Annotated in this window: 9 protein-coding genes; 3 read left to right on the plus strand and 6 right to left on the minus strand. The window is 53.5% G+C overall.

Annotated features, from left to right (window positions below; genetic code table 11):
- Window positions 1-46: 46 nt before the first annotated feature.
- From JYE49_RS15285 to JYE49_RS14295, 4 genes are all read right to left on the minus strand, one after another.
- Window positions 47-2,143, minus strand: a complete 2,097-nt coding sequence (locus JYE49_RS15285) for a dipeptide ABC transporter ATP-binding protein (protein WP_346763117.1) — start codon at window positions 2,141-2,143, stop codon at window positions 47-49.
- A gap of 15 nt (window positions 2,144-2,158) precedes the next feature.
- Window positions 2,159-3,211: an oligopeptide ABC transporter permease OppC gene (gene oppC, locus JYE49_RS14285; RefSeq protein WP_283399404.1), complete on the minus strand. Its 1,053-nt coding sequence runs from the start codon at window positions 3,209-3,211 to the stop codon at window positions 2,159-2,161.
- Window positions 3,211-4,404, minus strand: a complete 1,194-nt coding sequence (locus tag JYE49_RS14290; RefSeq protein ID WP_283399403.1) for an ABC transporter permease — start codon at window positions 4,402-4,404, stop codon at window positions 3,211-3,213. The genes oppC and JYE49_RS14290 overlap by 1 nt, the downstream gene beginning before the upstream one ends.
- Window positions 4,405-4,588: 184 nt before the next feature.
- Window positions 4,589-6,514, minus strand: coding sequence for an ABC transporter substrate-binding protein (locus tag JYE49_RS14295; protein WP_093957612.1), 1,926 nt, complete (start codon window positions 6,512-6,514; stop codon window positions 4,589-4,591).
- A gap of 205 nt (window positions 6,515-6,719) precedes the next feature.
- Between JYE49_RS14295 and JYE49_RS14300 the strand changes: the two genes are divergently transcribed.
- The gene (locus JYE49_RS14300) at window positions 6,720-7,130 is read left to right on the plus strand and encodes a hypothetical protein (RefSeq protein WP_093957611.1); all 411 of its coding nucleotides are present in this window, start codon (window positions 6,720-6,722) and stop codon (window positions 7,128-7,130) included.
- A 36-nt stretch (window positions 7,131-7,166) separates the two neighbouring features.
- Here JYE49_RS14300 and JYE49_RS14305 read toward each other — a convergent pair whose 3' ends face one another.
- Window positions 7,167-8,459 (minus strand): metallopeptidase TldD-related protein, encoded by a 1,293-nt coding sequence (locus JYE49_RS14305; RefSeq protein ID WP_283399402.1) that lies wholly within the window; start codon window positions 8,457-8,459, stop codon window positions 7,167-7,169.
- On the minus strand, window positions 8,459-9,904 hold the full coding sequence (locus tag JYE49_RS14310) for a TldD/PmbA family protein (RefSeq protein WP_093957610.1): 1,446 nt from the start codon (window positions 9,902-9,904) through the stop codon (window positions 8,459-8,461). The genes JYE49_RS14305 and JYE49_RS14310 overlap by 1 nt, the downstream gene beginning before the upstream one ends.
- Window positions 9,905-10,413: 509 nt before the next feature.
- Here JYE49_RS14310 and JYE49_RS14315 point away from each other — a divergent pair.
- Together JYE49_RS14315 and JYE49_RS14320 are read left to right on the plus strand one after the other, a co-directional pair.
- On the plus strand, window positions 10,414-12,558 hold the full coding sequence (locus JYE49_RS14315; RefSeq protein WP_093957609.1) for an ABC transporter substrate-binding protein: 2,145 nt from the start codon (window positions 10,414-10,416) through the stop codon (window positions 12,556-12,558).
- A gap of 134 nt (window positions 12,559-12,692) precedes the next feature.
- Complete coding sequence (locus JYE49_RS14320) at window positions 12,693-14,264, plus strand: ABC transporter permease (protein ID WP_093957608.1); 1,572 nt, start codon at window positions 12,693-12,695, stop codon at window positions 14,262-14,264.
- The last annotated feature ends 49 nt before the right edge of the window (window positions 14,265-14,313 follow it).

Below are 14,313 nucleotides of genomic sequence, written 5' to 3' on the forward strand. Positions count from 1 at the left end.
GGCGTCATCCTGAAGGATGACGCCCTGTTTATATCTGTTAATCGATTCAGAGATTAAGGGTTTTCCGGTATCCGTCCAGTTCCGGTTCATTGCCGTAGACATAATGGCCGGGAAGGATCTCACACCAGACGGGCGGATCATTCTCGTAATGATGGACGGAAGGATCATAAACCAGCAGCTTTTTGGTGCGTTCCACATAGGGGTTGGGGTTGGGAACGGCAGAAAGCAGAGCCTGCGTATAAGGATGCAGGGGATGAGCGAAGAGATCTTCCGCTTCCGCAAGCTCCACAATACGTCCTTTGTGGATAACGGCAATACGGTCTGAGATAAAGCGGACGACGCTCAGGTCGTGGGCGATGAACAGATAGGTCAGGCCGCGGCTCTTTTTCAGATCATTCAGCAGATTCAGCACCTGGGCACGGATGGATACATCCAGTGCGGAGATCGGTTCATCAGCTACGATGAACTGGGGCTCCATGATCAGGGAACGGGCAATGCCGATACGCTGCCGCTGGCCGCCGGAGAATTCGTGGGGGAAGCGGCTGGAGAATTCGGGCAGAAGACCGACTTCGTTCAGCGCTTTCTGGACTTTATCCTGCCGGTCATGCTCGTCCTTGTACAGGTGATAGTTAATCAGACCTTCGGAAATGATGTAGTCCACCTTGGCCCGCTCATTCAGGGAGGCCATGGGATCCTGGAAAATCATCTGCATGGAGCGGATGACTTTTTCATCCATTTCTTTGCTGATCTTTCCGCTGATCCGCTCACCACGGAAGAGGACTTCACCGTTTGTAACGGGGTTAATCCGGACGATGGCCCGGCCGATGGTGGTTTTGCCGCTGCCGGATTCACCGACCAGGGAGAAGGTTTCTCCCTTATAGATCTCAAAGTTGACATGATCAACGGCCACGAACTTTTTGCGTCCGGAACCGAAGGTCACCTGGAGATCCTTAACCTCCACCAGGGTTTCGCGGTTCGGATCCAGGTGCGGATGATACGCATTCGGATCTGTGCCGTTGTTATCCTTGGTCTCGGAAAGACGCTGGATGGACTGGGGCTGCTCCACTTTGGGCGCCCGGGGATCCTGCAGCCAGGATTTGACCATATGGGTGGCTGTCACCTCATACATGGGCGGCTCTTCCAGGAAGTCAATGTTCAGCGCCTTTTTGTTCCGCGGAGCGAAGGCATCGCCCTGGATCTTGTTGAACAGGTTGGGCGGCGTACCGTCAATTGCGGGAAGCTTTTCTCCCTTGACGCCCAGCTGGGGAAGCGCTGAAAGCAGCGCCCAGGTGTAGGGATGCAGGGGAGAGAAGAAGACGTCATTGGCCATGCCGATTTCAATGATCTGGCCGCCGTACATAACCGCGACCCGGTCCGCAACATTGGCCACCACACCCAGGTCATGGGTGATGTAAATGATGGTCATGTTCTGCTCTTTCTGCAGGCGGCGGATCAGGTCCAGAATCTGGGCCTGGATGGTAACGTCCAGGGCGGTGGTGGGTTCATCGCAGATGAGGATCTGGGGACGGCAGGCTACGGCGATGGCGATGACCACGCGCTGGCGCATGCCGCCGGAAAACTCATGAGGATACTGACGGTAGCGGCGCTTCGGGTCCGGAATGCCGACAGCTTCCAGAATCCGGTAGACTTCTTCACGGGCCGCTTTGCCCTTCAGGCCCTGATGCAGCTCCACGCTTTCCTGAATCTGATAGCCGATGGTTTTCAGGGGATTCAGACTGGTCATCGGGTCCTGGGTGACCATGGCAATTTTCTTACCGCGGATCTTCAGCCAGTCTTTTTCTGAATACTGAACCAGGTCTTCTCCATCGTACATGATGGAACCGTGGGTGATGGATCCGTTTTTGTCCAGCATACCCACGAAGCATTTGGTGAAAACGCTTTTGCCGGAACCGGACTCGCCCACGATGGCGAGGGTCTCGCCCTCATACAGGTCCAGGGAAGTCCGGCGGATTGCGGTCAGTTTATTGCCGCGCAGGGAGAAGGTGACTTCCACATCCCGTGCGGATAGGATTGGTTCCTGTGAAAGGATACGGCGGGCCTTTGCCTCAAAGTCCACGCTCTTCATTTCTTCGATCCGGGCGCTCATGGCGGCGCTGATCTTTTCGCTTGTTCTTTCGCTCATATTCAGCACCTCCCTTTACACGTGATTCCGGGGATCGCAGGCGTCAGAGAACGCGTTGCCCACCAGATAGAAGGTTATAGTGATGATTGAAACGATGGCCGCAGGGAACCACAGGGTGTAAGCGGCGTTCGGGAAAACCGACCGGGCAGAGGAAAGCAGCATGCCCAAGGAAGGCTTGGTGATATCCATCAGGCCCAGATAGGTCAGGGTGGTTTCATAGGCTATGGTGCCGGGAATGGCAAGGGCCATCCGCAGGATGATTACGCTGACCAGATAAGGGAAGATATTCCGGAAAAGAATGCGGTGAAGTTTTGTGCCCAGGCAGCGGGAAGCCAGATTGTATTCACGATCCCGATACATGAAGACCAGATTCCGGACGTTGCGGGCGGTGGCCAGCCAGCCGAAACCGATCATGGCAATGCCCATTGTCCACATTGTTTTACCGACCATCAGAGCAATCAGCGTCATGTAGATAATCGTCGGGACATTGTCGATCAGGTTATACAGTTCCGTAAAGAAACGATCCAGTTTGCGCACATAACCCCAGATCAGGCCGATGATGACGCCCAGGGTGATCTGGCCCAGGGAAACCAGTACAGCCAGCAGGATGGAAGCACGGGTGGCATACCAGACCTGCGCCCAATAGTCCTGGCCGATGGCGTTGGTTCCAAACCAGTATTCCGCGTTGGGCGCAATATAGGAACGGTTCAGGGGATCAGGCGCCATGCTGATATCATATTTACCGATGGCGCTGGCCACAAAGGTGAAGATAAACAGCAGGATGAAGATCACGGACATAAAGACCGCGGATTTCTTTTTCAGGAAATTGGTCCAGACGCTCTTCCAGTAGGAATAGTTTGAATAACCGATTTTTTCGGCTTCCCGGGCTTTATATTCTGCAAAATTAAACAGCTGCTTCTCCGGCATGGTGCTGCGGGATTTCGGATATTCCCGTCCCAGCGGACGCGCTTTATCCGGTTCTGTATCCACGGAATTCATGTTGACATGCATGTCAACGACCGGCGTTTCCAATTCCTGGACAGTTTTCTGATGCTGTTTCTTACTCATCAGCGTACATCCCCCTTTCCGGTCAGCTTGATCCGCGGATCGATCAGGGTCATCAGCAGGTCTCCCAGGAATACGCCCAGGATACCCATGGTGGCGTAGAGAAGGACAATGCCCTGAACCAGGGGCAGATCATAACGGCTGATGGCCATGGTCAGTTCGGGTCCCATACCGGGTACCGCGAAGAACTTTTCCACCAGCAGGCTGCCACCGACGGTCAGCAGGATGGAATAGGGAAGGTACTGCGCCAGCGGAACGAAGGCGTTCTTCAGCACGTGACGGAACATAACCTTCCGGTCTGAAAGTCCTTTCAGCTTGGCAAGGCGGATATAGTCCTTGTTCAGTTCATCCACCATGTAGCGGCGCGTCCACAGCATATAGCCGGCGGTGGAACCAATGCTCAGGCAGATAATGGGAAGCACTTTGGTCAAACCGGGATTGGCGGCGGTTGCGTCGTACCGCATTGGCAGACTGAAGAAAGTCGCGCCGGCAATCATGATAATGGTATAGATGACCAGGCGGGGAACCGCGTTGACAACGACGGTGTACCCGGTTCCGATGTGATCCGGAAGCCGGTCTTTAAAACGCGCCTGAATGACGCCGAAGAAAACGCCCAGGATCAGGGAAATGGCAAGAGAAATGAGACCGATTTCCATGGAAACGGCCATCTTGTTTGCAATGACGTCCGTGACATACTGGTTTTTCTCCAGACGGATACTCTTTCCGAGATTGAAGGCCGCTTTCACCCGATATCCTTCCTTAAGCTCACCGAAGGGGTTCTGGCCGGACAGCTTTTGTGAAAGATAGGGGAATACGGAAATGGGATCAATGGTTTTGACTTCCTTGCCTTTGGCATTGAAGACCCGGAACTGGATCATATCCCCGAAGAAATCACCCAGCTGCGCGAATATGGAACGGTTTACATAACCGGCACCGGAAGCATCCTGGGGATTCTGGACGCATTTCGGGCAGGCGTGATCATCAACTTTGCCTGAACCGCGGCACTCGCTGCAGATCTCCATGATACCGAGCCGTTCCAGCTTTGCATATTTCTGGGGCTCGGTAAATTTCATCAGTTCGTCTTCCGTAAAGAAATAATCGCTCGGCATCATGCGCAGCAGGAAAAAGACCACGCAGATAACCAGCAGGATCACGATCAGGGACTGAAACAGGCGTTTCAGGATGTATTTGATCATGAAGCGTCGCTCCTTTTGTCAGATTAGGGAGTTCCGTTCCGAACATCGTCCGGGGCGCGGCTCGGAACGGAATTCCCCCGCGTACGAAAACTTCCGGGGCAGTCAGGCTGGCTGCCCCGGAAGCGAATCAGGTTTCACTTGGCTTTCGGTTACACCGGTTTATCCGGATTGCTGGCCGGTTCTGTTACTCCGCGTTGTACGCGTCGGCAAAGGCAGCCATCTCTTCGGTGGTGTAAGGAGCAGAATTGGTTTCCCAATCCACGTAGCGATAACCCTGCATGCCGTACATGCTGTACACCTTGGAGTAGTTGTTGACCTTGGTCAGTTCCCAGCCAACTTCGTAGCTACAGGGGATAACCAGGACATGATCCAGCATGCAGGCTTCAGCCTTCGCGAAAGCGGCATAGCGGGCATCCATATCGTCGGTGATCGCCTTGGCAGCGACGACCAGATCGGTGAATTCCTGATAAGCAGCGATCAGGTCGGGATCCTTGTTGTCGTTGCAGTTGCTGTAGGCATTGGAGTAGTAAGCCTGGGGATCAGCGTAGGTTTCCTGGCCCAGGAAGTTGACCGGGTCGGCGAAGTCAGCGCCCCAGCCGTTGATGTAGATGGAAGCCTTGCGGGGTTTCCGGACTTCATTGGCCAGAGAGGAGATATAGGTGTTGACCTTCAGGGTGACGAAGTCATCGCCCAGGCAGGTGGAGAAGATGTTCTTCAGAACCTCAGCGGTTTGAGCGGCAACGTCGCTGCTGCCGGAGATGAAGTAATCCACAGTGACGGGGAAGGTGACGCCCTTGGCGGTCAGCTCTTCCATGGCCTTGGCTTTGTATTCAGCGGCCTTTTCAGCATCCACGCGGACATACTTCTCATAGTCGTAATCCATACCCAGTTCCTTGCGGACCAGCGCGGTATAGTCAGTGCCGTCAGAGGTGAAGGCCACGCCGTTGCCGGTGTAGCAGAGGTTCTGACAGGACAGGGGATTGATCGCGTTGGTGCGGGCAAAGTAGTTGGTCAGGTCCAGTCCGTAATACCAGGCCTTACGGAAGTTTTCATTGGCAACAGCGGTGTTCCAGTTGTCGTCCGGAGTTTCGCCGTCTTCCAGGTTCTTGGCATAGACCAGGTGGATCTGGTAGGAATACTTGGTGGGACGGGATTCAACCAGGTTGGCCTTGTATTCGGCATCGGCAGTTCCATCGTAGATGCCCTGCAGTGTGGCCTGGTCCAGGGAAACATGATCCAGTTCGCCCTGCTTGAACAGCTGGTAGGCGGTAGCAACGGATTCAACCATCTTGATGGTGACGGTGTCGAACCGCTTGCAGTTGGCGTCGTTCCAGTAGTTGGGGCTCTTGGTGAGCACCTTCTGGTTCAGGTTTTCGAAGTAGGTGACGGTGTAGGCACCGGAATACCACATGTTTTCCCAGGTGATGTCACGGTAGCCGTCCACGCCGATTTCCTCGATCAGATCAGCAGACAGAGGATACAGGCAGTTGTAGGTGGCAACGGAGGGGAAGTAGGGCAGCGCATCCACCAGCGTGAAGGTGATGGTACCGGCTTCGTCGTCACACTTGATACCGACCATCTCGGCGAACTTGGAGCCTTCGTCAGCGGTCAGGGCTTTGACTTCTTCCGCGTTGGCGTTGTCTTCACCGGTCAGTTCCTTGGTGTACTCATAGTACTCGTTGGCACCGGCGATCATTTCGGCGGGCATGGAGACGTTGTAGGAGTCGTTCTTCGCGTAGTTCAGAACCCACTCCAGACCGGTGGCCCAGTCGGAAGCCTTCACATCGGCCTGTACTTCGCCGTCCTTGGTGAACCAGGTCATGCCTTCATTCAGGGTGAAGATCCAGGTCTTGCCGCCGTCGGGAGACTCATAGGACTTCGCGGCGTTCAGCTTCAGGTTGCCGTGGTTGTCGTTGGTCAGCAGACCGTCGATCAGGTTACACAGGACGTTCAGGTCAGCAGCAGCCTGGGAATAATGGATATTCCAGGTTTCGAGCTCACGGCCCTGAGTTTCATAGGTGTTCAGAGTGGTCAGTTCGTCGGCTGACGCAAAGGAGCAGATACCGAGCAGCATTACAGCTGCCAGAACGAGGGACAGAAATTTCTTCATCTGTGCATGGTCCTTTCTTCTTATATACTTTTTGCCAAAGGCGCTCTCCTTTGAGTGTGATTTATCATACCAAAGAACGGTGTCCGGTATCAAGAAAAGCCGGACAAAACGCGATGTACTTTTGGTGTTTTTTGGATGCGAAAACAGGAACGTGTGATATAATACTATGTCTATAATACGGATAACACAGAAGGGGAGACAAGCGGTGATAAAGTGGCTCAGGAACCATTTTGACCGTGAGATGATCCGCCCGCTGATCTACAAAGTGTTTACCAGGGGTATCCTGGCACTGTTTGCAGCCCAGCTGGCTCATTTTTTCCTGCCTGCCGGCGGGACACTGAGTTCCTTTTCCAATCTGTCCCTGCTGCTGGGGTTCATTTTCGCGCTGTCCGCCGTGCTGGCCTGGCTTCGGATGGACGGGATGAAGATTCCCCATGCGAAACTGCCACGGATGAAAAGAAAAGATCCGCCATTCCTGACCGGGGATCTGGCGGATCATATTGATGATGATATCGTGACCTTTGATGAACTGGATCAGGAGGAACAGAACGCCTGCGTGCTGCTGGCGGATCTGATCCTGACGGTGATCTGTTTTACACTGGCCGCGATTGTTTAACCGGGCATACCGGCGGACGGAATGACTGACAAGCTGTCAGTCATTTTCTATTCCCGTAACTGTGACGCCCTGCAGGCGGGTTACGGAAGGAATCAGCATGGTGTTATACTGCCGGGATTCCTTCGAGAAACGCATGGTCTTTGACAATTCGGGGAAGCTGCCGGAGACAGAACCGCCGCAGACGGGAGTAACCTTACCGCCCTGATGCAGATAGGCCAGACGGATCTCGCCGGCGATGTCCCCGGTAATCAGGTCCACCTGGAAATCGGAGAATTCCACAACCTCCAGGAAATCACCGGTGCGCAGATCAGCTGCGGATTCGGTTCCGCCGTCCACAACAATATTGGAAGCGATGAAGGACGAATCCATCCCCAGGTATTGGGCAAACTGACGGCTTCCCATGTAGCTGACAGCTTTGCCGTGATCGATCAGGGTCAGGTCACGGATCGGAGCGCCTTCCTCATCATACGCGAAGTTGCGGGAAGAGTTGGACAGGGAACGCACCGCACGCATGGTCATATTCTTCGGTGCGACCATATCCCCGATTTTCCAGTCGGACATGCCACGGTACACCACGGACGTAAACAGCTTGGAGGCAAAGAATCGATAGAGTTCCACGGACGGATCGGTGGCAAAGACCACATCCATCTTCTCCAATGCGGGAGTGGGGACAGTAACCAACCTGTCACGGCCATAGGTAAGGGCTTCAGTCAGATCCGCGGTCAGCTGCGCCCGGTCGCAGGTGCCAGATTTGAGCATCCGGTACAGCTCAATCTCATGTCCGTCTTTCCGTGCATTGACCACTGCTTCCACCATAGAGGAGGGATAGACGGAGGTTACATCGATGCCGTTGCTGTTCAGGAAGCGGCGGCGGATCTCACTGACAAAGATTTCATAGCTGTTCAGATCTTCTGTTTCTGTTTCCGGAACCGAAGCCAGTGCTTTGATAAAATCACCGCTGATGGATTCCAGATCAATCTTTTCCGCTTTTGTTTCTGTTTCAGCCGCACTGGGAGTATTCAGCGTATAGAAAGGATTGCGTACATAAGAAGCATCACTGCACAGCCCGTTAACGATGCGGCGCATCTCTTCTTCCGAAGCGTCGGAAGGAATGGACGCTTCCGCCCGGCCAAGGCAGTCGTCAAACTTTTTGTAGACGCTGACAGAGAAGGAACGGACATCCTTGACTCTGTGCTGGTCCAGGCTGTGACGGATAAAGTAAAACTCCCAGCCCTTTTCTTCCTCATCAGTTACTTCCCAGGCATCTGCTCCTGAAGTTTTCAGTACATTCAGCAGCGTATCAAGCGCTGCGTTATTCATATCAGCCATTATCCCAGCCTCACTTTCGCTTTCAGATAGGGACCGCCGTCGGCAACCTTGACCCATTCCTTGTGGCCTTTGCCGCATGCGCCGGCGCCAAAGCTCTCCCGGTCTGTGGATACCATGGAGACGGATCCAAGCAGGTCCGGCACATAACCGGTCATGACCAGCGGAGAAACCACTTTACCGGTCAGCTTGCCGTTCTTGATTTCATAGCCACGGTCGAGGATGCACTGGATACCCCAGTGTTTGGGGTCTTCCATACCGGACTGCATGCCTTCAAGCAGATAACCGTTTTCAATGGAAGCAATCATCTCTTCCAGGGTGCTGGTGCCGGAATCGAACATGGTATTGGTCATACGGGTATAGGCCTTGTGGGAGAAATTCTCCCGTTTGCCATTGCCGGTGGGCTTGACGCCCAGCCGCAGGGCACTGAGGGCATCGCAGATTCCTCCGCGCAGGATGCCGCGGTCAATTTCCGTGACGTCACCGGCGGGAGTTCCCTCATCGTCAAAGGCATAAGAGGTAACATCCTCTGCGCACAGTGCACCTTCATGCATGGTGACCAGATCGGAACCGACCCGTTTGCCGATGTAGTCGGCACCCAGGGCGCGTCCCTTGACAAACATATCCATCTCCACACCGTGGCCGAAGGCTTCATGAGCGATCAGGCCGGTTACTTCCGGTGCAGTGATGACGTCATATTCCCCGGGCACAACCCGCTCCGCGGAAATCAGGTCTTTCGCGATGCGCAGGACTTCAGGGATTTTATCTTCCATGTGATCGAACAGTTCCGGACCGCCCAGACCGGACAGGGAGGTATAAGCCATCTCCGTACGGTCTTCACCGGCAACCAGTGCGGCTGCCATTCCTTCGCTGAAGACGTAGGACTGGCGAAGATCCTGATGCTCGGTCAGGAACATCTTGCAGACATGCGTGGAGGAGGCGCGGACATGGAAATCGATCACATTCAGGCCTTTGGCCGCTCCGTCTTTCATCCCCTGATCGGAAACGGCAGACAGCTTATCCACCAGGGCAGAAATGTTTTCTTCTTTCGGCAGGCGGCCGGTTTCCTTTTCTGCAAATACAGTACGGGCTTCATCCGGAAGGATACCGGTTTCATAAGCCTTGACACCGTTTGCGTTCAGCAGGCGCAGCTGGGCGTCAAGCTCCCGGGTGATGCTTTCGAAGGTTTCCTTTGCTTTGGCCGGATCAAAACCGGTGAAGGCTGATTCGGCATAGAGTCCGTTTTTGTATACACGAACCACTGTGCCGCGTTCCGTGGCGATCGTTTCATGGGATACGTTCCTGGAACGCTGGGAAATGGTGACAGAAAAGCCGTCGGAGTCTGTGGACAGTACGGATACGTAATCATACCGCCCGCGGAGCAGGGTGATCAGCTCCTTCAGTCCAGGAGCGATTCCGTTCAGATAAGAAGAAAAAGGTGCTTTCATGAAGGTTCTCCTTTTCTCATATATTGCGACAAAAGCATTGTACAAAGGGGGTACGTGGAAGTCAAATTAAAATCTGGTAAAAATCTCTGCATCCTGTAGACTGTATACAATAGACGGTATCCAGAGGACAGAGAAAGCACAGATTTGCTGATTGCGCGTTTTTTGCGGTGCATGGTTTTCACGGAACGATGGAAGCGTTGAAATTATTTGTTCGGGAAGCAAAATACCATTATACAAATTATGGTGGTTGTATGATGGTGGCCATACAAGACGTGCGGATTGCTATTTATATAAGGCTGTGGTAAAATACTCTCACGATTTTTGATCTAGAAGGGGAGTCTTGCCTGAGTGGCACCTTTTTACCAAGGACGATCCGGGGAGAGCCCCGCATATAAAAAAACGAATAGTATAAAGATACAACTATATTCTTTTTGTTGTGTTTAAGGTTATTCATCGGGAGAGAACCCGATCGATAATAGAATTAATATTTTAGAAAGGAATGACCCACAATGACCAAACTGGTAAAGGTTCTGTCTCTGGTTCTTGCGCTGACCATGCTGTGCGGCGTGGCTTTTGCTGAAGCCCCCCAGCTCGCAGCGGATGCGCAGCCGGAAGAAGTGGATGTTGAAGCTTATGAAGAAACATCCTCTGAAATCTACGAACTCGTGCTGAGCGAATACAAAGAGTATTATGAAAAAGCAAAGGAAGCTGACAATGTTTCCGAGCGTTATGCCCTGATGGCTATCGCCGAGGCGAAGCTGTTTGAAGCGGCTGTTATGATCCCCTTGGAGAGCCGCGGCGGCCAGTTCGCCATCACCCGTGTTGCTCCCCGTTCCACCTCTTCCACCCTGTGGGGCAATGATGAAGACCGCCTGCACCAGGCTGTTGTCGTTGAAGATGGCATCCTGAAGGGTGAAGAAGTGCAGGAACTTCGTAACCTGTGGAACGAAGTCCGCGGCACCGGCACCTATGAAGCCAAGGCCAAAGAGTACCTGGAAGGCAAAGGCTACAAGCTGACTGACGTGTACAACTATGCGTACACCAGCGATCCTTCCACCTGGGACGTGCTGAACACCTCCAAGCAGGCTGATACCCGTGCCATCGTGAACACCTATGACGGCCTGTTCGAGTATGACAACGAGAATGTACATCAGCCCGCACTGGCCACCGAAATGACCGTGAGCGAAGACGGCCTGAAGTACACCTTCAAAATCCGCGAGGGTGTTGAATGGGTTGACAGCCAGGGCCGTAAGGTCGCTGACGTGAAGGCTGACGACTGGGTTGCCGGTATGCAGCACATGATGGACTGCGCTGAAGGCCTGGAATACCTGACCGGTGCAGCCGGCGCCAACATTGTGAACGCTGACGCTTACATCGCCGGTGAGATTACCGACTTTGAACAGGTCGGCGTTAAGGCTCTGGATGATTACACCCTGGAGTACACCCTGGCGGCTCCCAGCTTCTTCTTCGAAACCATGCTGAGCTACAGCGTGTTCGCTCCCATGAGCCGCGACTATTACACCTCCCAGGGCGGCCAGTTCGGCGAAGAGTTCAACAAGGAAGCCGAGACCTACCTGTACGGCAAGGATCCGGATCATATCGCATACTGCGGTCCGTATCTCGTGACCAACGCCACCAAGGAAAACACCATCGTGTTCCAGGCCAACCCGACCTACTGGAACAAGGACAACATCAATATCCATACCATCAACTGGTATTACAATGACGGCCAGGATGCCCTGAAGGCTTACAATGACTTCAAGGCCGGCATCCTGCGCAGCTGCGGCCTGACTGCTTCTTCCCTGGAGCAGGCCAAGGTTGATGGACTGTTCGATGACCACAACTTCATCTCCGCCACCGACGCTACTTCCTTCATGGGATTCTTCATGGTCAACCGTACCGCGTTCAAGAACTACAACGACGCTACCGTGGCTGTGTCCACCCAGACCGTTGAACAGGCTGCCCGCACCAAGGCCGCTATGCAGAATGCGAACTTCCGCCGCGCCCTGCTGATGAGCCTGGACCGTGGTTCCTACGAAGCCCAGACTGTTGGTGAAGAACTGAAGTACGCTTCCATGATCAACACCTTCACCCCCGGCAACTTCGTGTTTGTTCCGGAAGAAGTGACCGTTGACATCAACGGCGAAGCCAAGACCTTTGCTGCCGGTACCTACTACGGCGAAATCATGCAGGCTCAGATCGACGCCGATGAGTTCCCCGCCAAGGTTTGGGATGCTGAGACCCAGCAGTCCTCCGGTTTCGACGGATGGTACAGCCCCGAGAACGCCAAGGCCTTCCTGGACAAAGCGGTTGCTGAACTGGCTGAAGCCGGTGTTGTGATCGACGCTGAAAATCCGATTTACCTGGATCTGCCCGTATTCGCCACCAGCGAAATTTACGCCAACCGTGCGGAAGTGCTGAAGCAGTCTATTGAAAAGGTGACAGGCAAGTTTGTGATCGTGAACAGAGTTGACTGCGACACCTCTACCGACTGGTACAATGCCGGCTACTATCCGGGCAACGGATATGAGCACAACTTCGACATCTATGACGTATCCGGCTGGGGTCCCGACTACGGTGATCCTCAGACCTACCTTGACAACATGCTGCCCGATCATATGGGCTACATGATCAAGTGCCTGGGTATCTTCTAATTCAGAAGATTCGGAAGCTGCCTGATTTACAAGGACATGACGGCAGGGGATGACGGCTTTGCGTCATCCCCTTTGCCGATGTTTTCGGGGACTATTTTCTGTCCTCAGTTTTACGTGATTGAGAGTGATATCGGATGACTAAATACCTGCTCCGCAGAATTCTGCATGGCCTGGTCTCGGTGGTTATCGTCGTGGCCATAGTTATGCTGCTGATTTATTCCTGCCTGGACCGGCAGCTTGTGTTTGCCATGGACTCGGTGTATAACCAGCTGGGCAACAACCAGAAGGTCGTTTATCAGTACCGGAAGTGGGAAGACTTCGGGTATATTGATTATGTGCCTTACGCTGAGTGGTTACAGGGACTGACAAGCGCAGGAGAGCTGAAGCCGGAAGAGGCAACCGCGCTGTCGGCGATCGGAACGAAGGCAGCCAACGATACGGAACAGGTGGCTGAGTATGTTGCCCGGTTTACGGCTGAATACGAAGCCAAGGGCTATAAGGTTATGCGTCTGGACGCCAAGATGGCCAAGAAAAAGAAGGTGGCTACAGGCGGACAGGCACAGCTTTTCGCATTCAAGGATAAGCCGCTGCTGGGACGCTTGTGGAATTATTTCACGGGTATTGTCAGCGTGGACAATATCCATTATGTGCAGGAGGATGTGGGCGAAAGAGGCCTGACATTCACCCTGCATGATCCCCTGTACGGCGGAGACAAGTTTGCTCCCGCAATCATCGGCAACGGTACAAAATACAAATACCTGCTGTATACAGATAATAAATTCCCGTTTATTCACCAGAACCTGGTGAGCCTGAATCTCGGCAAGAGCTATACGGTTAACGCAGGTGTGGATATTACCACCAGCATGTCCGCACCGCAGGGATCTTATGTTGCCACTGAAATCACCTATCCTACGGGACTGAAGGAAAAGAGTGCTGACGATCTTCACACCGCCTCCTATCTGTATGGATCAAGGGAAGCCAGCCTGGTCAACAAGGATCGTTTTACGGATGATTATACCAATGTGAGTACGGTCAAGGGAGGCCTGAGCAAGCTGGGGTACTCCTTCGTGATCGGTATTATTTCCGTGATCCTGGCGTATCTGCTGGGTGTGCCGCTGGGCATCACCATGGCACTGCGCAAGGATAAGCTGGTCGACAAGATTGGCACACTCTATATCATCTTTATCATTGCGGTACCTTCCCTGGCTTATATTTTCCTGTTCAAGGCGATCGGCTACAGCATAGGGCTGCCCACCACCTTCAATATGGATTCGAATGACTGGGTGATGTATGTACTGCCGATTGTTTCACTGGCGCTTCCGTCCGCAGCAGGCCTGATGAAGTGGCTGCGCCGGTACATGATCGACCAGATGAACGCTGACTATGTCAAATTCGCCCGTTCAGGCGGGCTTTCCGAGCGGGAAATTTTCACCCGCCATATCCTGAAGAATTCCATTATTCCGCTGGTACACGGCATTCCCGGCACAATCCTGGGTGCAATGATTGGCGCCATTATCACTGAGCGGGTATACGTGGTTCCCGGCGCCGGCAACCTGCTGACAAAAGCTATCAACATGTACGATAACGGCGCAATCGTGGGTGTGACGCTGTTCTACGCGATTCTGTCCATTACTTCCATCATCCTGGGCGACGTGCTGATGTCCATGGTGGATCCCAGAATCTCCTTTACATCGAAAGCGAGGTGAGCAAGAGTGAGTGAATTGAAGAATACACAGATGACTGATCTGTCTGAAT

It is taken from the genome of Aristaeella hokkaidonensis, from assembly GCF_018128945.1.
GTDB classification, from domain to species: domain Bacteria; phylum Bacillota; class Clostridia; order Christensenellales; family Aristaeellaceae; genus Aristaeella; species Aristaeella hokkaidonensis.

Coding starts and splice junctions, on each gene's coding strand:
- JYE49_RS15285 (WP_346763117.1), bottom strand. CDS start 2,143: ATGAGCGAAAGAACAAGCGAAAAGATCAGCGCCGCCATGAGCGCCCGG.
- oppC (WP_283399404.1), bottom strand. CDS start 3,211: ATGAGTAAGAAACAGCATCAGAAAACTGTCCAGGAATTGGAAACGCCG.
- JYE49_RS14290 (WP_283399403.1), bottom strand. CDS start 4,404: ATGATCAAATACATCCTGAAACGCCTGTTTCAGTCCCTGATCGTGATC.
- JYE49_RS14295 (WP_093957612.1), bottom strand. CDS start 6,514: ATGAAGAAATTTCTGTCCCTCGTTCTGGCAGCTGTAATGCTGCTCGGT.
- JYE49_RS14305 (WP_283399402.1), bottom strand. CDS start 8,459: ATGGCTGATATGAATAACGCAGCGCTTGATACGCTGCTGAATGTACTG.
- JYE49_RS14310 (WP_093957610.1), bottom strand. CDS start 9,904: ATGAAAGCACCTTTTTCTTCTTATCTGAACGGAATCGCTCCTGGACTG.
- JYE49_RS14315 (WP_093957609.1), top strand. CDS start 10,414: ATGACCAAACTGGTAAAGGTTCTGTCTCTGGTTCTTGCGCTGACCATG.
- JYE49_RS14320 (WP_093957608.1), top strand. CDS start 12,693: ATGACTAAATACCTGCTCCGCAGAATTCTGCATGGCCTGGTCTCGGTG.